Raw genomic sequence first — 24,487 nt, 5'->3', positions numbered from 1 at the left:
TATTTAACCCTGTTTGGAATAAAAGTTGATTACCTTAATAGTTTTACTTCATGCTAGACTATATCTCTCTCGGAAGAATGTTAAAAGGATGTCTATGAAAAGTATAGAAGTTTTTACAGGATTTTCGGAATCAGGAATTGATGATGCAATTCAAAATGCATTAGACAAAGCTGGTAATCCCATTCAATTTGAAGTGATAGAAACACAATGGTCTCGAGACAATGAGTCCAACCGCCAATATCACGCAACCCTTAAAACCGTGACTAAATAATAACCAAATTAAAAATATTAAAAAGGAGTTTAGTAATGGTATATAACGTGCCACACCATATAGGTGGTCAAGCGGTTAACGAAACAAATACGGAAAGCCACCCTGTTTACAATCCTGCTTTAGGCGAAGCCATTGGCGAGGTACATGTCGCCTCCAAAGCAACCTGTGACAAGGCGGTTGCCACGGCAAAAGAAGCAGGGATGGAATGGGCGCAAACCCCAGCGATAAAGAGAGCGCGAATTTTATTTAGATTCAGAGATTTGTTAGAAAAAAACCAAATGGATCTAGCCCGAATTGTAACTCGTGAACACGGTAAAACGATAGATGATGCTAAAGGATCGGTAGCTCGCGCCATCGAGGTGGTCGAATTACATTGTGGCCTGGTAAATCAGCTCAAAGGTGATTTTTCAGCCAATGTAGCCAGTCATATTGATTGTCATACGATAAGACAACCGTTGGGGGTCTGTGCTGGAGTATCTCCTTTTAATTTTCCGGTAATGGTTCCTATTTGGATGATGATCCCTGCCATAGCTTGTGGTAATACCTTTATCCTTAAACCTTCAGAACAAGACCCCTCTGCTCCCGTTCGTTTGCTGGAGTTATTAACCGAGGCCGGTTTACCTGCAGGCGTTGCCAATTGTTTACAGGGCAATAAAACCACCGTGGAGCATTTATTAGCTCACCCCGACATTGCAGCCTTTACTGCGGTAGCTTCTACCCCAGTTGCTCAATCTATTTACACCACTGCTACTGCCTATGGTAAGCGAGCTCATACTTTTGGTGGAGCTAAAAATCACTGTGTGGTTATGCCTGATGCAGATTTGGATCAAGCAGCCAATGCCATAGTTGGTGCAGCATATGGCTCTGCAGGCGAACGTTGTATGGCCATCTCGGTGGTCGTTGCGGTAGGCGATCAAACTGCCGATGCCCTGATTGCTAAAATGGCACCTCAGATTCGAGCCATGCGCATTGATGCTGGTGATGTTGCAAACACAGATATGGGGCCTCTGATTAGTGAGGCTCATCGTCAAAAAGTCCTGACGGCTATAGAAAAGGGCGTAGGAGAAGGGGCCAAATTAATCATTGATGGCAGAACATTTAAACACGCTCAACATGAACAAGGGTTTTTCCTCGGTCCATGCCTTTTTGATGGAGTAGAAGAGCACATGTCAGTGTATCAAAATGAAATTTTCGGTCCTGTTTTAGTGATCGTCAGAGTACAAAATTTTGAACAGGCTGTTACCTTCGTTAATAAGAATCAATACGGTAATGGCACCGCCATTTTCACTCGGGATGGATTCAGTGCGCGTGAATACAGCCAACGTGTTCAGGTGGGTATGGTAGGAATTAATATTCCTATACCTGTTCCCATCGCCAACCACCCCTTTGGGGGCTGGAAACGATCTGCCTTTGGCGATACCAATATGCATGGTGAAGAAAGCATTCATTTTTATACTCGTCGCAAAACAGTAACCAGTAAATGGCCCGTCAATGTGTTAAAGGAAAATGCTTTTGCAATGCCCACCCATGAATAATCTGGATGATTACGGAGATTTAAATGGCAAAAATAGGATTTGTAGGATTGGGGCATATGGGTTTACCTATGGCCATCAATCTTGTTAAAGCAGGTCATCACGTTACCGGATATGATTTGCAACTGACTGCGATGGAACGATTTTCTGAGGCGGGCGGCTTAATTGCCCATAATTTACAGGATACCTCCAAAGATCAAGACATTCTCATTACCATGTTACAAACAGGACAACAGGTATTACATGTCTGCACTGGCGTAGATGGGTTATTTAATAAAGCCAAAGAAGGTACGCTTTTCATTGATTGCTCCACCATTGATGTAAAAACGTCTCGCGAGTTACATCAGATAGCCAAAGAAAATCATTTTCTGGTTGTCGATGCTCCTGTATCTGGTGGTGTAGCAGGAGCAGTTGCGGCTACCTTGACCTTTATGGTGGGTGGTGAGGACAATGCCTACACGGCCGCAAAGCCTATACTCTCATTAATGGGGCAAAAAATCATCCATACTGGAGATGCCGGCAGTGGTCAGGCTGCAAAAATATGTAATAACATGATATTGGGTATTTCCATGATTGCTGTTTCAGAGGCGTTTACGTTGGCAGAAAAACTAGGTCTTACTAACCAAAAATTACATGAAGTGGTTAATAGTGCATCAGGCCAGTGCTGGGTAGTAAGCAAGTATGTCCCCGTCCCTGGTATTTTAGAAAATGTTCCTGCCAATAATGATTATAAAGCCGGATTTGCTGCTGCAATGATGCTAAAAGATTTGAACTTAAGTCAGAATACCGCTCGTACAGTAAACCTGGAAACACCACTAGGCGCCAAAACAACTGAGCTGTATCAACATTTTATTGATCAAGGACTGGGAGATGCAGATTTTTCAGCTATCATTAAACTGATTGCTAAAGATAAAGAGGTCTAGCATGCATTCAGCTCACTTATCATACCCCAAACTGACTGATACCGAAGTAGCCTTAACTGAGTTTTGGGCTGAAATTGCCAAACAAACCATAGATTGGATGCATCCCTGGAGTACTACTCTTGCCGGTGGATTAAAGCATGGTGATGTAAAATGGTTTCAAGGCGGCAGGTTAAATGTCAGTTCTAATTGTCTGGACAGACATCTACCTCATAAAGCCAATCAGCCCGCCATTATTTGGGAAGGTGACGATGGAAAACAGCAAAAAATACTGACTTTTTCCCAACTGCATGATGAAGTTTGCCGAATGAGTAATGTGCTTAAACGGTTAAAGGTTGGTAAAGGCGATATCGTAGCTATCTACTTACCGATGATACCTGAAGCCGCAATTGCCATGCTTGCCTGTGCCCGCATCGGTGCAGTTCATACCGTTATATTTGCAGGATTTTCTGCTCATGCCCTGAAACAGCGCCTGCTTGCATCAGCGTGTAAGTGCCTTATTACTGCTGACAGCTTACAGCGTGGTGGCAAAACAGTTCCATTAAAAGAACAGGCAGACGAAGCCTGTAACGACTTAAGCATTCAAACCCTGGTTGTTAAAACCGGTGATCTCCCCATCACGCTGGATAAAAACAAAGACTATTGGTGGCATGAGTTAAAACAACAAGTCACAGCTCAATGCATTCCAGAATCCATGGGTGCAGAAGATCCACTCTTTATACTTTATACCTCAGGCAGTACGGGACAGCCTAAAGGAGTAGTACATACCACAGGTGGCTACCTGGTCCAGGCAGCATATACCCATCAATTAATATTTGATTGCCAGCAAGGTGAGGTATTCTGGTGTACAGCTGATGTCGGCTGGATTACAGGACACAGCTATGTTGTCTATGGCCCTCTGTGTAATGGCATTACCACCTTAATGTTTGAAGGCATTCCCACATGGCCGGATGCAGCAAGAAATTGGCATATCATTGATAAGCATCAGGTTAACGTATTTTATACCGCCCCTACTGCCATCCGCGCGCTGATGCGAGCAGGCGATCAATGGCTGAGTTCAAGTTCGAGACAATCTTTACGTTTACTGGGTAGTGTCGGGGAGCCTATTAACCCGGAAGCATGGCATTGGTATCAGGACAAAGTAGGACAAGGCAGATGTGCTGTAGTTGATACATGGTGGCAAACTGAAACCGGCTCCATTATGATAAGCCCCAGAATTACTGATCCCACTATAAAGCCTGGTGCAGCAAGCCAGCCGGTTCCTGGTATCGTTCCCGTACTACTCAATGATCGTGGTCATGAATTATTAGGGGCAGGGGAAGGGTTTTTAGCCATTAAATACCCATGGCCCTCTATGGCAAGAACGATTGCCGGCGATCATAAACGTTATTGTGAAACCTACTTATCCAAAGGGTACTTCATCACTGGAGATGGTGCAAAACGTGATGAAGATGGTGATTATTGGATTACAGGTCGAGTGGATGACGTCATTAATGTTTCTGGCCATCGCCTCGGAACTGCTGAAGTTGAAAGCGCACTGGTCAGTCATCCTATGGTTGCTGAAGCGGGGGTGGTAGGCATACCCCACGATGTTAAAGGTCAGGGAATTTACGCTTTTGTTATCTTGAAACACGGCTACCATGCGGACTCCACCTTACAAGAAGAACTGATCAATCATGTAAAAACAGAAATAAGCGCTATAGCAAAACCAGATGTCATTCATTTTACCAACGATTTGCCTAAAACGCGCTCCGGTAAAATTATGCGCCGTATATTACGTAAAATCGCTTGCCAGGAAGTGGTGAAGATTGGAGACTTGGGCGATTTATCTACCTTGGCCAATCCCCATATTATTGAAGAGTTGATGAAGGAGATGCAAAAATAACATGAGAACAGAAATCTCAAATCGCTCAAATGAACAGTCTGAACGAGTGATTAACCAGCACATGATACCGCCCTTCCTGTATGGAACAGCCTGGAAAGAAGGGCTGACTCAAGAATTGGTTGCTCATGCCTTACAAGCGGGTTTTACAGGCATTGATACTGCGAATCAACGGAAACATTATTATGAAGAAGGAGTGGGACTTGGGATCCAGCAATTTTTGAATAAAAGTCCTATGCAGCGAGAAGACTTATTTATTCAAACAAAATTCACCTTTGCCGCAGGTCAAGATGAGCGCAAACCGTATAACGACCAAGATCCTTTTAAAAACCAGGTCACTCAATCCTTTGCAAGTTCGCTTAAACATTTACAAACTGAATACATTGATTCTTATGTTCTTCATGGACCGTACTACAGTAAAGGACTTAGTCCTACAGATTGGGAAGTCTGGGAAGCAATGGAACAGTTGGTTCATGAAAGCAGGGTGAAGTTCTTGGGAATTTCAAATGTCAGTATAAGCCAACTGGTTGAACTTTATAAAGAAGTTTCAATTAAACCAACTTTTGTCCAAAATCGATGTTTTGCCTTCAATCAGTGGGATCAGGAGATTAGAGATTTTTGTGCTGAGCATGAACTTGTTTATCAAGGATTTTCCCTATTAACGGCCAATCATCCCTATCTTTCACTGCCCCTCATCCAATCCCTTGCGACTAAATATAAAAAATCCATTCCCCAAATTATTTTTCGCTTTGCAAAAGATATAGGAATATTGCCTTTGACGGGAACTACAAATCCTCAGCACATGGATGAAGATTTACATCTCGATGATTTTCACTTGACCATCGAAGAACGCAGACAGATTGAATTGATCAGTCTGTATCGATAAAAAATAGACCTGCTTAATAAGAAGCCTTTGTGCCGTGATTAAACATCCTCTGGATACTATGTGGTCTAGGATACAGATTATGGACGATCTATGCCAGCAAACAACATTTTAACTACTATTCTCATTCTTTAGCTTAAGATTGTCCAATTTATTGTTCAAATGATGCTTTGCAATAAATAACAAATTATTGAGTCATAATATGTTCATTTTGATGTTTTAAATCTTTAATCTCTTTAACAAGTTCCATTAGCATTTTTTTTGATGGAGTGGATAAGTTTAAAAGCTTTGTAGTAACTCCTCTACCTTTGCCAATAATATTTAAATTATCCTCTATTGCATCAATGGCATCTTCTAATGAGAGTTTTTTGAGATTCTGAAGCAAATTTTCTAATTTCTGCGCTTTAGAAAATGTTTCTTTTTTAGGGAAAAAACTGGTTTTATACTCTTTATGCAATACATCTGCATAAATATACAATTTTTTATAGGTCGGCAAGAGTGTAACTTGAGATTGAAATTGTTTAGCGTTTTCCCAACCAAGCTTAATTTCATTTTTTAATTGGTCTATAGAAAAAAAATCGAATCGATTTGGATTTTCTAGCATTGTTGGCGGAAAGCCATCTTTTATTAATTCGCAGTTTAAAGTTAACATTACGAGAGTTCGACAATTACCGTCGATAAAAGGATGAAGTCGCTCTAAATTTTGACATAACTTAATAACGCATTCTAATTTTTTTTCTTCACTAAGAGCTCTACTCAACTCTAAATGATACTCATCAATATATTGCTTAACTTTTTTCTTTATCTCACTATGTGACATTGAGGGGGAAACAAACCGTGTTTTCCCGGCAAGGATTTCTTTGTGCAGATAATCAACCGCATTATCTAAGCCATTATCTCCTTCTTTACACTTCAATACTGCAATACTTAGGATATCAAGATCTGCTTTGTAAATTTTATAATTGTTAGGATTATTATTCTGAATAATTTCTTTTAGGAATTCTCTAAGACCCTCAGGTGAAACATTCCCTGATAATTCATTCCCTTTAGAGTTTAGCATCAACCAAAATCCGCTGACATCATTATTTCTAAACTTCCCAAATTCATCAAAGTCCATTAAATTAGTTTTTTTAACACCCTCCATTGCCCAATGATATAAATTTAATATATGTTCTGCAGTAAGGCTTTCATGAATTATTTTATTCATGTATTGATGCGCTTTAAGCATTGCCTTTATATATCCTGGCTCATCCACATCAAACAACTTGTCTCCTTCCCGTTTACCTTTAGGAGTTATTTGTCTATAAAAATCTATATAAAATCGCCATATTGCATCTTCATGTATTTTTGCATATTCTAAATGAGTACGAGTATAAGCATGGATAGAAAGTGCTGGCATAACGATACCCTCGTATAGTAGCTATATTAACTAACGATGAGTATAGCAAAGAACCCAACTGTATTATTAAAGATTTATTTAATTAACCATGTGGATTGTGGGAGATTTTTTAAAAACCAAGCAGTTACTAATACCTCTTTTGATAATTTCCATATCTTTTTTTATTGAAGAAGAAAGTTTTACTTTTTCCCACTTTTTTGTTGGAGTTGGAGAAATCAGTTAAAATTAACTGTCGTTGCAAGCGTAGTGAAGCAATCTCGTACGATTTTCAAATAAAACTCCGTGGATTGCTTCGCTACGCTTGCAACGACAGAGACTTTCCTTAGCTTGATGGCTATGAGGCTTGTACCCAGCAAAGCTTGTTGAATTAACTCCATTCAAACCATTGATTTAATGAAGAAATCAACTCATCAACTCCTTCTTTTTTCAAAGAAGAAAACGATTGCACGGTAATGATATGTTTGGCAAGATCATAGTGTTTGCGCACTTTCAGTAAACAATTTTTTACATCGCTTTTACTTAGTTTATCAGATTTAGTTAATAAGATATGGACTGGTAGCTGACGATTTAAAGCCCAGTCAATCATCATCTGATCCAGCTCTTTTAAAGGATGCCGTATGTCCATTAACAGGACTAAACCCTTCAGACTGTTTCTTGCTTCAAGATAATGGGCCAGATGTTTTTGCCATTCCAATTTCACTTGTAAGGCAACTTTTGCATAACCGTAGCCAGGCAAATCAACAAGACGGCGCTCTTCGTCTAAGGTAAAAAGATTAATTAATTGAGTACGGCCCGGGGTTTTGCTGGTTCTTGCTAAACTTTTAATTGTCGTCAGGCAATTCAAGGCACTGGATTTTCCCGCATTGGAGCGTCCAGCAAAAGCTACTTCATAGCCGGAATCTTCAGGTAATTGGTCAACGCGAGCAGCGCTTTTTAAAAAAACTGCTTTAGAATACGGATTTACTGGCATAAGATCTAATTTCATTTTGGGATTTGGACCTAAGCAGTGTACCATTAATTCAAGAATTTATGATGAGAAATCGATGAAAAAATTAGCACTAATCTTTATCCTGTGCTTGCCAGTTATAACTCATGCCCAAGATAATTCCCAAACCGGAACAAACAAAGCCTTGGGATGTACCGCCTGTCATGGGCAACAAGGGGTTGGCTCCAATCCCGAATGGCCCAATCTTGCCGGACAACATGAGAAATATTTTATTAAGCAACTTAATGATTTGAAAGAAGGTACTCAACGCAATGCACCGACAATGGCCGCCATAATTGCTACACTCAACTCACAAGACATAGATGACTTGGCAACTTATTATGCTAAAATACCCATCGCCCAAGGCTCAACGCCCATAAAATACATTCAGCGCGGCGAGCAGCTTTATAAAGGTGGCGATTTTAATAAACATATAACAGCATGTATTGCCTGCCATGGCCCCAAAGGTACCGGTAACGCACAAGCAGGATTTCCCGTACTTTCAGGACAACATGCAGCATATACGATAATGCAGTTACAGGCATTTAAAGAGGGCAGGCGAACAAATGATTTAAACCATATCATGCAAGACATCTGTAACAGAATGAATCAAGATGATATGGAGGCAGTAGCGCACTATATTGAAGGTCTATATTAAGGAACTGAAAACATGTTAAGAAAATTAATCGGGTTAATACTCCTTTTACCGGCTATAGCTCTGGCAGCAGATTTTAGAGAAGGTAAAGATTATCAGGTGGTTTCTAACCCCCAAGTTACCAAAAGCAAAACTCCTGTCATTACTGAGTTTTTTAGTTACGGTTGCCCTTGGTGTTACCGTATGGAAACTCCCCTTAATGAATGGGCAGGTAACATGGGAAAAAATGCTCAGCTGGAACGTGTCCCTGTAGTATTCAAACCTGAGTGGGAATTATATGCCAAAGCGTATTACACCGCTAAAACTCTCGCTTTATCAGACAAACTGAACCCGGCATTATTTAAAACCATTCAGGAAGATAAAAAACCCTTGAACACCAAACAATCAATGATCGATTTTTTTGTGAACCAGGGTGTTGATAGAGAAATTGCCAAGAGTGCTTTTGAGAACTCACCAACTATTGATATGCGCGTCAGCAGTGGCATGAGTTTAATGGCGGGCTATCAAATAAATGCTGTGCCTGCTTTTGTGATTAATAATAAATATAAAACAGATTTACAAATGGCCGGAAGTCCACAACGCTTGTTCCTGATCCTTGATTACCTGTTGAGAAAACCGGCTTAATCAATAACCCGTATTATGCTGCATTATATTGCGCTGATACGGGTTTTGAACTAAAAACCTTTACCCGGGTTTTCCAAACTTAAAATTCCAGTATTAAAATCATAGGCAAAAATCTCAGCGTATCGCCCCCAATCGATCATCGTACGTAACACGCGATCGGCTTCTTTCTCACTGAGATAATCCTCCAATTTACTTAAGAAACGTTCTTCAGATACTCTATGCCCTACTTTTTCATCCAGAACACGACGAATGTAACGAGCAAGTGGTACTTTCTCCAATAGTCGTTGTGCAAATAACTGTTTACGCTCTTGCAGATCAGCTTCAGAAAACTGTTTTCCTAAATCGCTTAATTGAATATCCCCAGCAGATACCTTGGCAAAACCAAGTATTTCTAAAGTTTCAAGAATAGGAAACAAATCATCAATATTCATCATGAGTTCATCAGCAAGCTCAGGCAAGTCGATACGTTCCTCAAAAGACTTCATGGTCTCAATCAAGCCAGACAACTCCGAAGGTTCTACATCGGGCAAGCGATAACCCAAACCTATTTGACGTTCGCGTTGAGCACGCTTGGCTTTTTCTTTAGGTCCGGTAGTCATTAAGGTATATATTTTATCCACCAAAGCACGAAATTCAGGAGTCTCGGGATCTCTGGGCTGTGGCAAAGTAACCGGTAGTTCAGCGCGGATATATCCGGGATCATTACCAAAAATAACAATGCGATCAGCCAAAGTTGCTGCTTCCTCAATATTATGGGTCACTAATAAAATGCCATTAGTATTGGTTTTCTTTTCTTTCCATAATTCCAATAAATCTGATTTTAAATTTTCCGCAGTAAGCACATCAAGAGCAGAAAAAGGCTCATCCATCAATAAAACATCGGGATTAATCACCAAGGCACGAGCAAAACCTACCCTTTGGCGCATACCGCCAGATAACTCCTTGGGGAAAGCCGACTCGAACCCATCCAGACCGATGATGTCGATGGCCTCAATAGCTCTATGTCTCCGCTCATCACGGCTTACTCCTTGGGCCTCAAGGCCAAGCTCTACATTTTCCAAAACATTGAGCCAAGGCATCAGGGCAAAAGATTGAAAGACCATGGCGATTCCAGCAACGGGACGAGTTACGGGTTTACCTCTATAAGTCACCGTTCCACTGGAAGGGGGGACGAGTCCTGCAATGATTCGTAAAAGAGTAGATTTTCCCGATCCTGATTTACCTAATAAGGCAACAATCTCACCTTCTTGTAATTTAAAATTAACGTCTTCAAGAACCAGCAGATCTTGAGTAGATGCTTTTTTAAACGATTTTCTTAAGTTTTCTATGGAAATAATAGTTTCAGTCATTGGAGCCTCAATTAAAATTAAATCGCTCTTCCGCCAAGCGATAGAGCGGACGCCAAATCAGGTGATTAAAGGCCAATACATAAAGACACATCATTGCCGTACCCAAAGCAATTTGGGGAAAATCTCCCGCGGTTGTGCTGGCTTGTATGTATTCCCCTAAACCTGTGGCTTTGAGGGTTACACTACCCCAACTGACATATTCAGCTACAATGCTTGCGTTCCATGCCCCTCCGGCAGCGGTGATTGCTCCGGTAATATAAAAAGGGAAAATTCCGGGCAATGCCAATCGTTTCCACCAAATCCATCCTTTTAAACCGAAATTATCCGCAGCAAGATACAGATCACGAGGAATGTTAGAAGCCCCGGCGATCACATTAAATAAAATATACCATTGCGTTCCCAGAATCATGAGCGGAGTTACCCAAATTTCCACACTTAAATTAAATTTAACTATAGCGATTACAAATAAAGGATAAAATAAATTCGCAGGAAAGGCGGCAACAAACTGCACTACTGGTTGTATTTTTTGGGCTATACGCGGTCTTAAGCCTATCCATACGCCCACCGGAATCCATATGAAGGAGCTGATGATAATCAGAACGATCACCCGAGTCCCTGTCGCGGCTCCAAGCAAAAATACATGCAAAATATCAGTGGCTTTCAATTCCGCAAGGATGAACCTTAATAAAAACCAACTCCCACTGAGAATACATAATAAAATGAAGGCACCCCAAAACCTGTCCAGACGTTTCTGCTTTTTAAAGTCTATTTCTTTTACGGCCTTTGGTTCACTGATTCTGAGCCAACGCGCATTAACAAAACCATCGGTAAATACTGCTATGGTCTTGGTAAATCGTTTCATTAATCGGCTTCCCCGGATCAAATCAATTAACCAGGACTGGTATTCTGCTTCATCTGGTGAGGGTTCTACTTTAAATTTCTCAGACCAGGCGATTAATGGTCTAAACAATATCTGATCATATAAAAAAATAACGATCACCATGGTTAATATGGCATAACCCACTGCATGTAAATCTTTTTGCTGTATCGCCAGAGCAATATAGGATCCAACGCCAGGTAATCTTATATTTTGATGAGCAACTGAAATGGCCTCAGACAGAACCACAAAAAACCAGCTTGCAGACATGGATATCATCATATTCCATAATAGTCCTGACATGGAAAACGGAACTTCAACTTTCCAGAAACGCTGCCATGCAGAAAGACGAAACATAGAAGAGACTTCTTTCAAATCGTGTGGGATTGTTTTTAAAGATTGATAAAACCCAAAAGTCATGTTCCACACTTGCGCACAAAAAATAGCAAAAATAGAAGCACACTCAGGGCCTAGTAAACTATTTGGGAAAAGATGAATGAACCCGGTAACCGTAATAGACAAAAAACTCAGCACGGGAATGGATTGCAGAATATCAATGGCCGGAATAATAACCTGTTCAGCACGTCGATTTTTAGCCGCCCATGCACCAATAATAAAAGTAAACACTATAGAAAAAATCAATGCAATGAAGAGGCGCAACACAGTACGCAGCGCATAGAAGGGAAGATTGGAAGGAGCCAGTGAAATGGGTATAGGTTCGCCCAACTGATAAGGGGTCGCCATTTGTGAACCCGCCCAACCTAGAAAAAACAAAATTGCAAAAATGATAACCAGTAAAAGAATATCCCAGCGATTAATAAATCGCCCGACTTTATCAGGATTGGCGAAATAAAAACGACTGTTAGGTACCATACTCTCTCACATTATTTTTTTAACATTAACACTATAAAATACCATAAATACGGGCTTATCGATACCAGAAAGCGCAGTAATCCAGAGCTTTCCCGTATCCCTCGAACAAGTTAAAGGATGAGTGAGCAGGTTAAAGTCTTGAGAGCGTATTATAGGTCGGTATGACCTTGAAAAAAAATAAATTATGAATAAATATTGAACTTTATTGTCCAGCACGTGTCTAAATCTATGAGCGTTCCCCCCGGATGCTCAGACCCCGCTTTCCCCTCTTTATGCGGGGTGCTGTCTGAAACAACCTGGTTTCAGACACAAAAATTTTGCCCCGGTACGTAACCGGGGATTTTTTTGTCATTAAAAAATAGCTACAATTAACTAAATGGCTTAATAATTTTAGGTACTCATGAACAAACTAATCCCTCTGCTTTATGGTCTTATATTCTATATTTTTTCTCAGCTGGGTTATGCAACCCCGGACAGCACCCAAGTAGCGGTTTGGGCCAATGAAGCCATTATTGCCACCTATACATTTAACTATAAAACGTATCTTAAACAACAAAAGGATATTGCCAAATATTTTACTTCTGATGGATGGATAGCTTATAGCAAAGCGTTGAATGCCTCGAAACTGCCTGAGACAGTGAAACAAAATTTCTACGATGTCACTGCTGTGGCAACGCAACCACCGAAAATTATTACCCTTGACCCCACTCATTGGCAAGCCATTATGCCGATATTAGTCGTGTATCAAAATCCTCAATACCAACAACGCCAAAATCTAAAAGTAGTTATCCGCTTTACCACAGCCGCGGCAAGTCAGGGAGTTCGGGGATTAAGTATCACCAGTTTGCAATCTACGGTAACCGAGCCGCCTTGCCAATGTCCTAATAAAGAGAGCAAGGATGTAACTAGCCCAGGAGTCGAAAAACCATAATACCCATGTGAATGAACAGCAGTGCCGCAATTAAAAGTAAAATAACATTCAATTTTGTCGGCATAGCCACATCCAGTGCCGACTGCTCTGGGCGATTGGGATTATAATAAACCTCGATTTCTGCGTTTTCTTTATAAGCAACCGCTGCTTTATAGGCGATAAGACGAGAGTATTTGCTGTTGGGGCTGTTATGCGCAGTATCCAAAAACAAGTGCTCGCCAATCAAGGTTTGATCATGCACTTGATAGGAGTATTCGATTTTTGGCCAGATACTGTTCCCCTGTTCTACCCATTGACAACTTGTGATATGGCCTTTGACTTTTAACCAGGATTGAGCCTGGAGCAGCGCTTTTCTATCCCGTAAAAAATGGAACAGGAGAATTAACAGAACGAATAACCATCCTATATCGAGCATCCATCGCCCAGAATTAAGTGCCATTATTATAACCAATCAGATAAATATACAGTATATAATACAGCGCGTTCAAAGCATAATCATTGAAAAAGCAAAGCGGAAATCTCGCAAAATAAATCTCAATAGGTATAATCACATCAATCAGTGTTAAAAAAAGGATGTGCAATGATTGCTAAAACTCCACTTCATGCCACTCATCTGGCATGCGGCGCTAAAATGGTTGATTTTCATGATTGGGATATGCCCCTCCATTACGGTTCTCAATTAAACGAACATCACTTTGTCCGTCAAGATGCAGGGATGTTTGATGTATCTCATATGACTATTGTTGATGTTCTTGGTGCCGGTGGTCGCCAGTTTCTTCGTAAACTGCTCACTAATGATGTCGATCTCTTAGCCCATAATGGAAAAGCCTTGTACAGTTGCATGTGTAATGAACATGGTGGAATCATTGATGATTTAATCGTTTATCAACGAGCTTCTGACATTTACCGAGTGGTTCTTAACTCCGCTACTCGTCAAAATGATATAGCCTGGATTCGTAAAAAGAGCGAGGGTTTTTCGATTGGTTTGCAAGAAAGACCTGAACTGGCAATGCTCGCGGTTCAAGGGCCAACCGCTATAACCAAAACCCTGAAAGTGCTAAGCCCGGCGCAAATTGATGCCGTATCTACACTAGCTAACTTTGAATGTGTTGAGGTGGAAAACTGGTTCTTTGCCCGTACAGGTTATACCGGAGAAGATGGTTTGGAAATCATAGTTCCTCAAGAACTCATTACCTCATTATGGAACAACCTACTGCAAGCAGGAGTAAAGCCTTGTGGGCTTGCTGCTCGTGATACTCTTCGCATGGAAGCGGGTATGCTTCTTTACGGGCAGGATATGGATGAATCTACGTCTCCTCTCGAGTCGGGTCTGGCCTGGACTGTCAAATGGGAGCCTGAAGAGCGTGATTTTATTGGTATGGGTGCCTTATTTTCACAAAAACAACAAGGTATTGCGCGAAAAATGGTTGGACTCACCTTATTAGACAAAGGAATCATGCGGCATGGCCAAAAAGTTATTGTCGAAGGGTGTGCTGATGGCATCATTACCAGCGGCGGATACTCTCCAACTTTAGAACAGTCGATAGCTCTAGCCCGTGTACCTGTTACCACTGGGGACCACGTTTTGATTGATATACGCGGCAAATTAATTCCTGCAAAAACAGGAAAACCGCGCTTTGTTAAACATGGGAAAGCAATTTGACATTAGCAAATAAATTAAAGCGACATCAAATAAGGATAATAAAATGAATGACTTGAAATTTACCGCAACTCATGAATGGTTAAAAACAGGAACAGATGAAGTCACTATGGGTATTACTGATCACGCTCAACAACTGCTGGGTGATATGGTGTTTGTTGAACTGCCTGAACTGGGCGATAAAGTCACCGCAGGAGAGGAGTTAGGCGTAGTTGAATCGGTAAAAGCAGCCTCTGATTTTTACGCCCCGATTAGTGGGGTGGTTACGGCAGTGAATACAGCAATCAGAGATAATCCAGCCGTAGTCAACTCCGATCCCTACAACGAAGGTTGGCTTGTCAAAATAAAGCCCAGTCAACCGAGTGAAATGGAAAACCTGTTGACTGCTGACCAATATCAAAATGAGATAGCTGAGGAACATTAATCATGCCGTTTATTCCACACACCCCTGAAGACACAAAAGAGATGTTGACGTCAATTGGCGTCAACGATACCCAAGCCTTATTTGATGAGATACCCCCATCATTACAGTATGCAGGCTTTCAAAATATGCCCAGCGGCATTAATGAAATGGGCATGCTCAAGGAAGCGCATGTTCTAGCAAACAAGAACAGAAATGGTATTTGTTTTATTGGTGCCGGATGCTACGAACATCATATTCCTGCAGTGGTGTGGGATATTGCATCAAGAGGTGAGTTTTTGACCGCCTACACCCCCTATCAGGCAGAGGCGAGCCAGGGCACCTTACAGTTGTTGTATGAATATCAAACCATGATCTGTGAATTAACTGGCATGGAAGTCGCAAATGCATCCATGTATGATGGGGCTACTGCTTTAGCTGAGGCCGTTTTAATGGCGGTTCGAGTCAACAAACACAGCAAAACCAGTCGCGTACTGATTGCAGGTACCGTTCATCCCTTTTATCGTGAAACCATTGAGACCATAGTACGTAATCAGCATATTGAAATCACCACCCTGCCATTTGATGAACAACAAGGCATCACCCCACTATCAGCACTAGAGCAATATGCTGGAGAAGATATAACTGCCCTGGTGATTGCCCAACCCAATTTTTTCGGTTGCCTGGAACAGATTGATGAGCTTAGTGACTGGGCTCATGAAAATAAAACGATTAGCGTTGCTTGTGTTAATCCAATATCCCTGGCTCTTTTAAAACCTCCAGGATTGTGGGGGAAGCATGGTGTTGATATCGTTTGTGGCGAAGGGCAACCATTAGGCTCGCCAATGGCTTCTGGAGGGCCTTATTTTGGTTTTCTAAGCACGCGTCTTGCCCATGTAAGGCAAATGCCAGGACGTCTCATCGGCTGCACTGTCGATAAAGATGGCAAACCCGGATTTAGTCTCACCCTGCAGGCACGAGAACAGCACATACGACGCGGCAAGGCAACCTCAAATATATGCACCAATCAGGGATTACTGGTTACAGCAGCTACTATTCATATGAGCCTGTTGGGTGCTGAAGGCTTGCGTCAGGTAGCAAGTCAATGTCATCAAAACACTCATGAGCTGGTTGACGCATTAACCCAAATTGAAGGAGTAGAGCTGGTTTTTAATACCCCTTATTTTCATGAAGCATTAATCAAGCTTAATCAACCCGTAGAAAAAGTTTTAGCTCTATTGGCCGATGCAGGAATTGCTGGAGGCTACGCCCCTGCCGTTCATTATTCGCAACTGACAGATACGTTGCTGGTTTGTGCTACGGAGATGCGTTCCACTGAGGATATCACTCATTATGCTGATGCATTAAAAGCCATTATGAATAAACGAGGTGCCTCATGTTCATAGTTCAATTAACTTACTTGACGCCTGTTAATGAAGTGGATAAATACCTGCAAGCTCATCGAGAGTTCCTTGATTATTATTACAAACAAGGCTTATTGGTTGCTTCCGGTCCGATGAAGCCAAGAACCGGTGGAATTATTATTGCCGCGACTAATGACCGGGCTTATTTAGAATCTGTATTTAAAGAAGATCCTTATTTTCTGGCAGATATTGCTGAATACCAATTTATTGAATTCACTCCAGTTAAACACAGAGACGAACTCAAAGAACTTATTCAAAAAACGGAAGGCAAATTATGTTGATCTTTGAAATATCGAAAGCAAAACGTCAGGCAACAGCCCAAGCACCGAAAATTTTGAACAGTAAATATGACATTCCGGCAGCTTTTCAGCGAAAAAATCCACCAAGAATGCCGGCCTGTTCTGAATTACAAGTTGTGAGACATTTTACCCGTCTTTCGCATAAAAATTTTTCCATAGACACTAATTTTTATCCGCTGGGTTCTTGTACGATGAAATATAATCCGCGTGGTGTGCATAAAGCGGCTTCAATTGCCGGTTTTACCAACCGCCACCCCCTGGCACTGGAAGAAGAAAGCCAGGGATTTCTGGAGTCTATTTACCGCTTACAAAATAATATCGCAGAAATTACTGGCATGGCAGGAGTATCACTTACACCCATGGCAGGCTCACAAGGTGAGTTTGCCGGGGTGGCCATGATTAAAGCCTATCATCAATCACGAGGTGATACCGCTCGAGATGAAATGCTTATCCCTGATGCCGCCCATGGTACCAACCCCGCCTCTGCAGTAATGTGCGGATTTAAGGTAGTAGAAATTGCTACAGACAACGATGGCGATATTCATCTGGAAGAACTAAAAAGCAAAATAGGTCCCAGAACTGCTGGAATAATGCTGACCAATCCCTCAACCCTGGGATTATTTATGCGCCAGATAAAAGAAATAGCTGCTTTGGTACATCAAGCCGGCGGTTTACTCTACTATGACGGCGCTAACCTGAATGCAATTTTAGGTAAAGTAAGACCTGGAGATATGGGTTTTGACGTCATGCATTTAAATTTACATAAAACATTTGCAACCCCTCATGGTGGCGGGGGGCCTGGCGCTGGCCCTGTTGCTGTCGGCAAACGTCTCGTTCCCTTTATGCCACTTCCCGTGGTAAAAAAGACCGACTCGGGGTATCAATGGGCAACGCGGCACGATTATCCACAAAGTATAGGGCGTCTGTCTTGCTTTATGGGTAACGCAGGAATTTTGTTACGTGCTTATTTTTATATGCGCTTACTGGGTAAAGACGGCTTATTGCGGGTATCAGAATACGCCACCCTCAATGCTAATTATTTACTTAAAGAATTAGCCAGGGCGGGATTTACCCCGGCATATCCCACCAGACGAGCTTCTCATGAATTCATTATCACCCTAAGCCCAGAAAAGAAAGCTTGTGGCATTTCCGCAATGGACTTGGCAAAGCGATTATTGGATTATGGGGTCCATGCACCTACCACTTATTTTCCTTTACTCATTCCAGAATGCCTGTTGATAGAGCCTACGGAAACCGAGAGTAAAGAGGAGCTTGATGGTTTTATCAGTGCCATGAAAAAGATCAGACAAGAAGCGATGAGTAATCCTGACCTGCTGAAAGCAGCGCCTCATACATTACCAGTGAAACGACTTGACGATGTTAAGGCCGCACGTGAGTTGGATTTAAATTATTTTGCCAAAAAAGAAGCAGTGCACGATTAATATAACCAATCCCCATTCGCCAAACCTGTACCCAATTAGTGACCGGTTATAGGTTGGCTTAATAATAGAACCATTAAATCGGGGATATTCTTCGTAAATCAAAAACATCCAAAGCCCTCAGCCTCTCCATAACTCATCAATGAGTTGCGCAGTAACAAATGTCTTAAATTGAATCAATATGGCAACAAGTTATGTTATAATATCAATAACCCAATTTTACGAGCAATATTATGACTGACATCATTTCCGAACACTACGACGATAACAGGGATACCTCTGGTGAAAATGTCGAGTATGGTTTTGGCTATATTGAACTATGTAATAAACCACATCGCACATTCCAGGAAGATGCCTTGGCATGGCACGTACTAACTGAAAGTGAATTGACGCCTGCAGATGAAACGACACGATTAACGCCAAGAGAACTGGGGCATCGCCTGTGGACAAGCCATCAATTACTGGATAAACCCGATCTAAAATTTGGTTCAACGGCGTCAACAACGGTTTATGACGGACAAGGAAATTTAATTACGGCAACCCTGGCAGACGCAGTTAGCTTTGCCGTGGTATATGGTAAACAAGGGGAGGCTCTGGGCGTTATCAGATTAAACAGCGTAACCCATAAGCCTAATGATGATCTTGAAAAACAGCGAATTGAGGCCAAGAACGGTTGCGTTGTTGATGGAAGGGTAAACGGGGTTTTAGCGGTTTCACGAGCAATTGGTGATAAGGACTTAAAAGAGTTTGGAGTCTGTTCTGAATCCCATATTGATATCACCAATGTAGAAAAAATCGCAAAAGATCTGCATATCAAAGAAAACGATATTGGCTCCATGCAAATAATTTCTACTTGTGATGGCTTTACTGACGGAGCTGTGGAGGATCAAACTAAAGAAGGACATGAGAATTATTTGCTTAAACTGTTGAAAAGAATGGAATCACCAGCAAACAAGCCCCCACAAGAGCTAAGTAAAGCACTGGCCCTCGACGCTCAATCTCTTGGCTCCACCGATAATATTTCAGTTGCAATACAAAAGTTGACTAAAGATACCCCGCCATTCATATTAGGAATCTATGATGGTCATGGCGGCAAAGCTACTTCCCGTTATGCAGCTGACAATATTGGGCGGGTATTTAAGGAACAATGCGCCTTATCCCCTGCAGCCTATAAAGAGCAGGATTTAAGTGTGGATACAAAATCTGCCAGTTATCAACGGGATAATCCTGAGATCAATCCAGAAGAACAAGAGTGTCAGGTTATCGTTGCAAAGCTTCTCAAGCTCACTGATGATTATCAGAATAATCTAAGTTTGGACACAAGTGAATTTACCCAAGAGTCATCAATCAGAGAGATTTTAACGCAATTGACAACAACACTAACAGACGAAACGAAAAAACCCCAGGAAAAGATTAAATTCTTTTATACCTTTTTGGAACGCAATGCAAAAGAGGGAGAGGGAGCCATTAAAAATATAGATTTAATCAAAAGAGATCACAGTATTTTTGCTACTAATTTCCTTAAAGGCATTGCCATTATCGCAGCTACTGTAGCTACTGGCATTATCCCAGGACTTGTAGTTGCCGCTATCGTGTATAAAGCTACTGGAAGACAACCTTTTGATTTATTTAAAACCAACAGTGAGCGATTTGAAAAAGAAATCGGCCTTATAAAAGCAAAAAACCCCTATGCTACTTTTTTTCAACCTGATCCTACTACTACTACTGCTGCTGAAACGCAGGAGGATGATCCGGAAGAATCCCCAAAAAACTAGCAGTGAAATGTGCCTAAATGATCAACTCTAATCCCCTCGTCATCCCCACTATTGTTGTGAGATGACGGGAGGCTAACCTTCTTGTTTCACATCAACCTATTTTAGTTGATGTTTGAAATATCAATGTAGTTCATAGGTCCATTCTATTTTTTGATATATACTATAAACATACAGACCTACTAAAAACTTTTAAATTGAATCTACCTCTAATAAAAACATTATTAGCAAGACAAGGTATCTATAATAAAAATGGTTCTGTGTTCGCTTATGAGCTTTTATATCGTGAAGGTGACACACCTACTGCAAATGTAGATAACTTTAATCCGCTGTCTGGCGACACAGCGACCTCATCGGTTATTACTCAGTTATTTGCCAACCTGGATATCAAGACCATAATTGGTAACAAACGGGCTTTTATAAACTTCACTTACAATCATTTATTAGAGCAAATCCCCCTGTTATTACCGAAGAGTCGAATTGTTATTGAAGTATTGGAATCAGTAGCCGCAACCGACCCTTTAATTACTAATTTAACCGAACTCAGTCACCAGGGCTATGAAATTGCCCTGGATGATTTTGTCTTCCGCGAAGAATTAATCCCTTTAGTTGAGCTGGCCAACATCATTAAAATAGATGTGCTGAACCTCACGAATCAACAGATTATTGAACAGTTAGCTCCTCTAAAGGGTTTTAAAGGAAAATTATTAGCAGAGAAGATTGAAAATATGACTCAGTTCAATGATTGCATCGAACTGGGGTTTGAATATTTTCAAGGCTTCTTTCTCAATAGACCCGACCCTTATAAGGGTCGGGTGATGACTGAAAATAAGATTCACCTCTTAAAGTTGTTATCAGAATTAAATAATCAAGATGTTCCGCTGAGCAGAGTAGAAGAAATCATTCTGCAAATTCCCAAACTGAGTTATCGTATTTTACGATTATCCAACTCAGCCGCAATGTATGTTGGTAAAAAAATTGAATCCCTAATGGATGCTATTAACCAGTTAGGGTTAGTACAAATTCGTAATTGGATATGCCTGCTCCTCCTGGCAAGCCTTGATGATGTATCACCCGATCTTCTCGAGCGAACTTTGATTCGAGCCAAAATGTGTGAAGACCTGACCAAAAAAATCGGTTGCGGGAGTCCCCTTCAGGCCTATACGGTGGGAATACTTTCTACTCTGGATGGTATTCTCAATGAACCCATGAACTCACTATTGGATAAAATCAAATTAAGTGAGATTTTAAACGAAGCGCTGCTGCATCAAAAAGGTGAGTTAGGACACATTTTAAAATTGGTTATTGATTATGAAGAGGCCAAATTTAATGAATTAGATAAAGCACCTGTTGCCCATAAAGACTTAGCTCAATCCTATCTCCAGGGATTAGCTTATGCCAGCGAAGTAATGGATATCATCAACAACAGTATTTAAACCGGTTCATTGTCAAAATCTGATCCGGGATGAGCATTCCAGGTTAATTTGCTATTATTAAGGCATCACGTAACTTCTCAATAAGTCCGGGAAAAATACTCTGCCTACGTCCCGCGGCTTGTCCGCGGGATCCAGGATTCCTCGCCAGGACTGGATCCCGCGGACAAGCCGCGGGACGTCGAAAAATTAGGTTTTCCCGGACTTATTGAGAAATTACGGCATCACTTGATAAGCCCATGAAAAATCGTTACTTTTATTTTAAAAAAAGACTTTGCTATTGAAAAAAAATAAGTTATAACACTCTTATCAGGATCAAGGATTGATACTGATATTTATGGGACAGCAATCATTAGGATTATGCTGCATTAGCTATTTTTTCATGGAGTGAGAAAATGAACAGCAAGGTGTTTTCACAACGCTTTAATCGAGAATTAGCAACCCTTGGATTTCCAGAAGAGTTAAGCGAAAAAACAAAGGCTGTAGCCAAAGTTTTTGGAGTCACTCGTCATTTGGCAAACTCTCTAATTTTCGGCCATGTACTCCCAGGCAGCGATCAACTTGATAAAATTGCTGAAATACTGGAAGTATGTCCTCAATGGTTAAGTGGTGCAACGGATAGAAAAAAAGCATACACCGGTCGGGAAACTGCTGATAGCGTGTAATATCTTTGCTTTTATTGTATACTTTCGCCTATTAGATGGCGTTTGCCTTCCTCAAATGTTCTGGACCGCAAGCGCCTTTTCATATCGCGGGTATCATTATCATGGAATGCTTAAGTTTTTGTGTCGCCAAATCAATTGATTTAACACGCCTGGACAGTTTTTTTAAAAATTCTTCTAACGAATATATTTCCGTGAAGTCCCGAGATGTAATAAAACTTAGCCCACGTAATAATCAAAGCCATATTGTATTTATTTTTAAAAATGGCACCGTCGTTTCATGGGGTGTTAAACGTTATGAAATTAACGACTATTTAAATACCATTAAACTGCTTATCGATAAACCCGTTGCTCTTTTAGTCCACGATGAATTCCATTATCAAATAGCCGATAAAACAGCAATTGAGCCTCATGATTTTTTTGATGTAGACTGTTTGACTATGGATAATGACAGTGATGAACTGAAACTAAGTCTCTCCTACGGTTTTTCTCAATCCGCCAAATTGCAGTACTTTGAAACCATTATTGATGCATTAATTGAAAAATATAACCCCATGATTCAAACATTGTCTCATAAGGGTGAAATGCCCATCAGTCGCAAACAAATTCAGCAGGTTATAGGTGAAATTTTAGGTGCGAAAAGTGAACTCAACCTAATTAGTAATTTCCTTTATCATCCGAAGTATTTTTGGCAGCATCCTACCCTTGAAGAGCATTTTATTATGCTTGAGCGTTATTTACACATACAAAGACGGGTTAATGCCATCAACCATCGACTCGATACTCTAAATGAGATTTTTGATATGTTTAACGGCTACCTGGAAAACCGTCATGGTCATAATTTAGAAATCATTATTATTATTTTAATCGCTATGGAAATCATGATCGCCGTACTCAACTTCCATTTTTAGAGCTCTCTTATTGATGAATACTTTAAGCGCGTACTTTCTCAAGGGCACTACACTACGTACAGAAATCCTCGCTGGCACTACTACTTTTTTGACTATGGTCTACATCGCTTTCGTAAATCCAACGATTTTGCATGAAGCGGGGATGGATCAAGGTGCTGTCTTTACAGCTACCTGTCTCGTTACTGCCTTTGCCTGTGTATTGACAGGCCTGATAGCTAATACCCCTATTGGCGTTGCACCTGGCATGGCCTTGAACATTTATTTTTCTTACAGCGTAGTCCAGGGAATGGGCATAGACTGGCAGCATGCTCTGGCCATGGTATTTCTTTCCGGCCTGCTGTTCTTTTTTATAACCCTGACAAGGCTCAAGCGCCTGTTAATAGAAGCGATTCCTCATAATTTACAAATTGCCATTTTAATAGGCATCAGTTTATTAATCGCCTTAATTGCTTTGGAAAGTAACCAACTTATTGTTGAGGACCAACATACACTAATGCGTCTGGGCGATATTAAACGCCCTGAAAGTGGCCTGTTTTTCTTAGGCTTTTTACTGATATTAGCATTGGATTACTATTGCATATCGGGCGCGATTATAATTGGTATCCTGAGTATCAGCACCTTGAGCCTACTTTTGGGATTAACCTCCTGGCAAGGTTTAATGGCACTGCCCCCTTCTATGGCGCCCACTTTTTTGAAACTTGATTTTTCAGGGATTACCAGTGTTGCATCCTTAAAGGCTACGTTTACTTTTTTCTTGATTGCCATATTTGATGCCACAGGAACCTTAATTGGCTTACTTAATCCCACGGTGTTTAGACAGCAAAAAGATTATCATCAACGTCTTAGTAAGGGTTTAACTGCAGATGCCGCCGCGTCTGCTTTAGCAGGACTTCTTGGTAGTGCAAGCACCTCTCCTTATATCGAGTCTGCAACCGGCATAAAGGCTGGGGGGCGTACAGGTATAACGGCCTTGGTTATCGCTGCAGGATTCCTTTTGATGCTATTCTTTTTCCCCCTGGCGAAAATAATCCCCAGTTTTGCGGTGGGTCCGGCTCTACTCTATGTGGCCTGTTGCATGATGAAACATTTAACCGATATGAAATTAGATGACATCAGTGAAACAGCGCCATGCATGGTGACCGTAATGATGATTCCTTTTACCGCCTCTATTGCCGATGGCATAGGCTGGGGCATTATTCTACACACCCTGCTAAAAGGAGTAACCCGCCAAAAAATTAACCCTTTAGCTGTCATTTTAAGTCTGGTTTTTGTCGCCTTCTTTTTGATTAGCTAAAAATACACCCGG

23 protein-coding genes are annotated in these 24,487 nt (G+C 41.1%); 18 read left to right on the top strand and 5 right to left on the bottom strand.

Features of this window, described 5'->3' with window-relative positions; all coding sequences use genetic code 11:
• The first annotated feature begins 94 nt into the window (after positions 1–94).
• The 5 genes from HRS36_RS01220 to HRS36_RS01200 all read left to right on the top strand — a co-directional run bounded on the left by HRS36_RS01220 (position 95) and on the right by HRS36_RS01200 (position 5,491).
• The gene (locus tag HRS36_RS01220) at positions 95–271 is read left to right on the top strand and encodes a dodecin domain-containing protein (protein WP_173235776.1); all 177 of its coding nucleotides are present in this window, start codon (positions 95–97) and stop codon (positions 269–271) included.
• A gap of 35 nt (positions 272–306) precedes the next feature.
• The gene (locus HRS36_RS01215) at positions 307–1,806 is read left to right on the top strand and encodes a CoA-acylating methylmalonate-semialdehyde dehydrogenase (protein WP_173235774.1); all 1,500 of its coding nucleotides are present in this window, start codon (positions 307–309) and stop codon (positions 1,804–1,806) included.
• 23 nt (positions 1,807–1,829) lie between these two features.
• On the top strand, positions 1,830–2,726 hold the full coding sequence (gene mmsB, locus HRS36_RS01210; protein WP_173235771.1) for a 3-hydroxyisobutyrate dehydrogenase: 897 nt from the start codon (positions 1,830–1,832) through the stop codon (positions 2,724–2,726).
• A gap of 1 nt (position 2,727) precedes the next feature.
• Entirely contained in the window at positions 2,728–4,608 is a 1,881-nt protein-coding gene (acs, locus tag HRS36_RS01205; RefSeq protein WP_173235769.1) for an acetate--CoA ligase, read from the top strand.
• A 61-nt stretch (positions 4,609–4,669) separates the two neighbouring features.
• Positions 4,670–5,491: an aldo/keto reductase family protein gene (locus tag HRS36_RS01200; protein ID WP_173238405.1), complete on the top strand. Its 822-nt coding sequence runs from the start codon at positions 4,670–4,672 to the stop codon at positions 5,489–5,491.
• A 184-nt stretch (positions 5,492–5,675) separates the two neighbouring features.
• On the opposite strand, the gene HRS36_RS01195 is transcribed toward HRS36_RS01200, so the two are convergent.
• A complete protein-coding gene (locus tag HRS36_RS01195) occupies positions 5,676–6,887 on the bottom strand; it encodes a Fic family protein (protein WP_173235767.1) in 1,212 nt (403 codons plus the stop codon).
• Positions 6,888–7,254: 367 nt separating this feature from the next.
• Positions 7,255–7,857 (bottom strand): ribosome biogenesis GTP-binding protein YihA/YsxC, encoded by a 603-nt coding sequence (yihA, locus tag HRS36_RS01190; protein WP_173235765.1) that lies wholly within the window; start codon positions 7,855–7,857, stop codon positions 7,255–7,257.
• Positions 7,858–7,930: 73 nt separating this feature from the next.
• Between yihA and HRS36_RS01185 the strand changes: the two genes are divergently transcribed.
• Complete coding sequence (locus HRS36_RS01185) at positions 7,931–8,530, top strand: c-type cytochrome (protein WP_173235763.1); 600 nt, start codon at positions 7,931–7,933, stop codon at positions 8,528–8,530.
• 12 nt (positions 8,531–8,542) lie between these two features.
• Complete coding sequence (locus HRS36_RS01180; protein ID WP_173235761.1) at positions 8,543–9,151, top strand: thiol:disulfide interchange protein DsbA/DsbL; 609 nt, start codon at positions 8,543–8,545, stop codon at positions 9,149–9,151.
• 50 nt (positions 9,152–9,201) lie between these two features.
• Here HRS36_RS01180 and HRS36_RS01175 read toward each other — a convergent pair whose 3' ends face one another.
• Together HRS36_RS01175 and HRS36_RS01170 are read right to left on the bottom strand one after the other, a co-directional pair.
• The gene (locus HRS36_RS01175) at positions 9,202–10,500 is read right to left on the bottom strand and encodes an ABC transporter ATP-binding protein (protein WP_173235759.1); all 1,299 of its coding nucleotides are present in this window, start codon (positions 10,498–10,500) and stop codon (positions 9,202–9,204) included.
• A gap of 7 nt (positions 10,501–10,507) precedes the next feature.
• Positions 10,508–12,250, bottom strand: a complete 1,743-nt coding sequence (locus HRS36_RS01170) for an ABC transporter permease (RefSeq protein ID WP_173235757.1) — start codon at positions 12,248–12,250, stop codon at positions 10,508–10,510.
• Between the two features lie 400 nt (positions 12,251–12,650).
• Here HRS36_RS01170 and HRS36_RS01165 point away from each other — a divergent pair, with 400 nt between their 5' ends.
• On the top strand, positions 12,651–13,181 hold the full coding sequence (locus HRS36_RS01165) for a DotI/IcmL family type IV secretion protein (protein ID WP_173235755.1): 531 nt from the start codon (positions 12,651–12,653) through the stop codon (positions 13,179–13,181).
• Here HRS36_RS01165 and HRS36_RS01160 read toward each other — a convergent pair.
• Positions 13,156–13,620, bottom strand: a complete 465-nt coding sequence (locus HRS36_RS01160) for a DUF3592 domain-containing protein (RefSeq protein ID WP_226905538.1) — start codon at positions 13,618–13,620, stop codon at positions 13,156–13,158. The two genes, HRS36_RS01165 and HRS36_RS01160, sit on opposite strands and share 26 nt — an antisense overlap.
• A 141-nt stretch (positions 13,621–13,761) precedes the next feature.
• On the opposite strand from HRS36_RS01160, the gene gcvT reads away from it, so the two are divergent.
• The 10 genes from gcvT (at position 13,762) to HRS36_RS01110 (ending at position 24,475) form a co-directional block, all read left to right on the top strand.
• Entirely contained in the window at positions 13,762–14,844 is a 1,083-nt protein-coding gene (gcvT, locus tag HRS36_RS01155) for a glycine cleavage system aminomethyltransferase GcvT (RefSeq protein WP_173235753.1), read from the top strand.
• 43 nt (positions 14,845–14,887) lie between these two features.
• The gene (gene gcvH / locus HRS36_RS01150; RefSeq protein WP_173235751.1) at positions 14,888–15,265 is read left to right on the top strand and encodes a glycine cleavage system protein GcvH; all 378 of its coding nucleotides are present in this window, start codon (positions 14,888–14,890) and stop codon (positions 15,263–15,265) included.
• A 2-nt stretch (positions 15,266–15,267) separates the two neighbouring features.
• Entirely contained in the window at positions 15,268–16,647 is a 1,380-nt protein-coding gene (gene gcvPA / locus HRS36_RS01145) for an aminomethyl-transferring glycine dehydrogenase subunit GcvPA (protein WP_173235749.1), read from the top strand.
• Positions 16,638–16,946, top strand: coding sequence for a YciI family protein (locus HRS36_RS01140; protein ID WP_173235747.1), 309 nt, complete (start codon positions 16,638–16,640; stop codon positions 16,944–16,946). Before gcvPA ends, HRS36_RS01140 begins: the two co-directional genes overlap by 10 nt.
• On the top strand, positions 16,940–18,406 hold the full coding sequence (gene gcvPB, locus HRS36_RS01135; RefSeq protein WP_173235745.1) for an aminomethyl-transferring glycine dehydrogenase subunit GcvPB: 1,467 nt from the start codon (positions 16,940–16,942) through the stop codon (positions 18,404–18,406). Before HRS36_RS01140 ends, gcvPB begins: the two co-directional genes overlap by 7 nt.
• 230 nt (positions 18,407–18,636) lie before the next feature.
• Positions 18,637–20,178, top strand: a complete 1,542-nt coding sequence (locus HRS36_RS01130; RefSeq protein WP_173235743.1) for a PP2C family serine/threonine-protein phosphatase — start codon at positions 18,637–18,639, stop codon at positions 20,176–20,178.
• A gap of 194 nt (positions 20,179–20,372) precedes the next feature.
• Entirely contained in the window at positions 20,373–21,611 is a 1,239-nt protein-coding gene (locus HRS36_RS01125) for an EAL and HDOD domain-containing protein (protein WP_173235742.1), read from the top strand.
• Between the two features lie 392 nt (positions 21,612–22,003).
• Positions 22,004–22,273, top strand: a complete 270-nt coding sequence (locus tag HRS36_RS01120; protein ID WP_173235740.1) for a hypothetical protein — start codon at positions 22,004–22,006, stop codon at positions 22,271–22,273.
• Positions 22,274–22,374: 101 nt separating this feature from the next.
• A complete protein-coding gene (locus HRS36_RS01115; RefSeq protein ID WP_173235738.1) occupies positions 22,375–23,181 on the top strand; it encodes an RMD1 family protein in 807 nt (268 codons plus the stop codon).
• A 13-nt stretch (positions 23,182–23,194) separates the two neighbouring features.
• On the top strand, positions 23,195–24,475 hold the full coding sequence (locus HRS36_RS01110) for an NCS2 family permease (protein WP_173235736.1): 1,281 nt from the start codon (positions 23,195–23,197) through the stop codon (positions 24,473–24,475).
• Positions 24,476–24,487 lie beyond the last annotated feature (12 nt).

Source organism: Legionella antarctica (assembly GCF_011764505.1).
GTDB lineage: Bacteria > Pseudomonadota > Gammaproteobacteria > Legionellales > Legionellaceae > Legionella > Legionella antarctica.
Note: the sequence above shows the minus strand (reverse complement) of the source record. Positions and strands in the feature narration are given on the sequence as shown.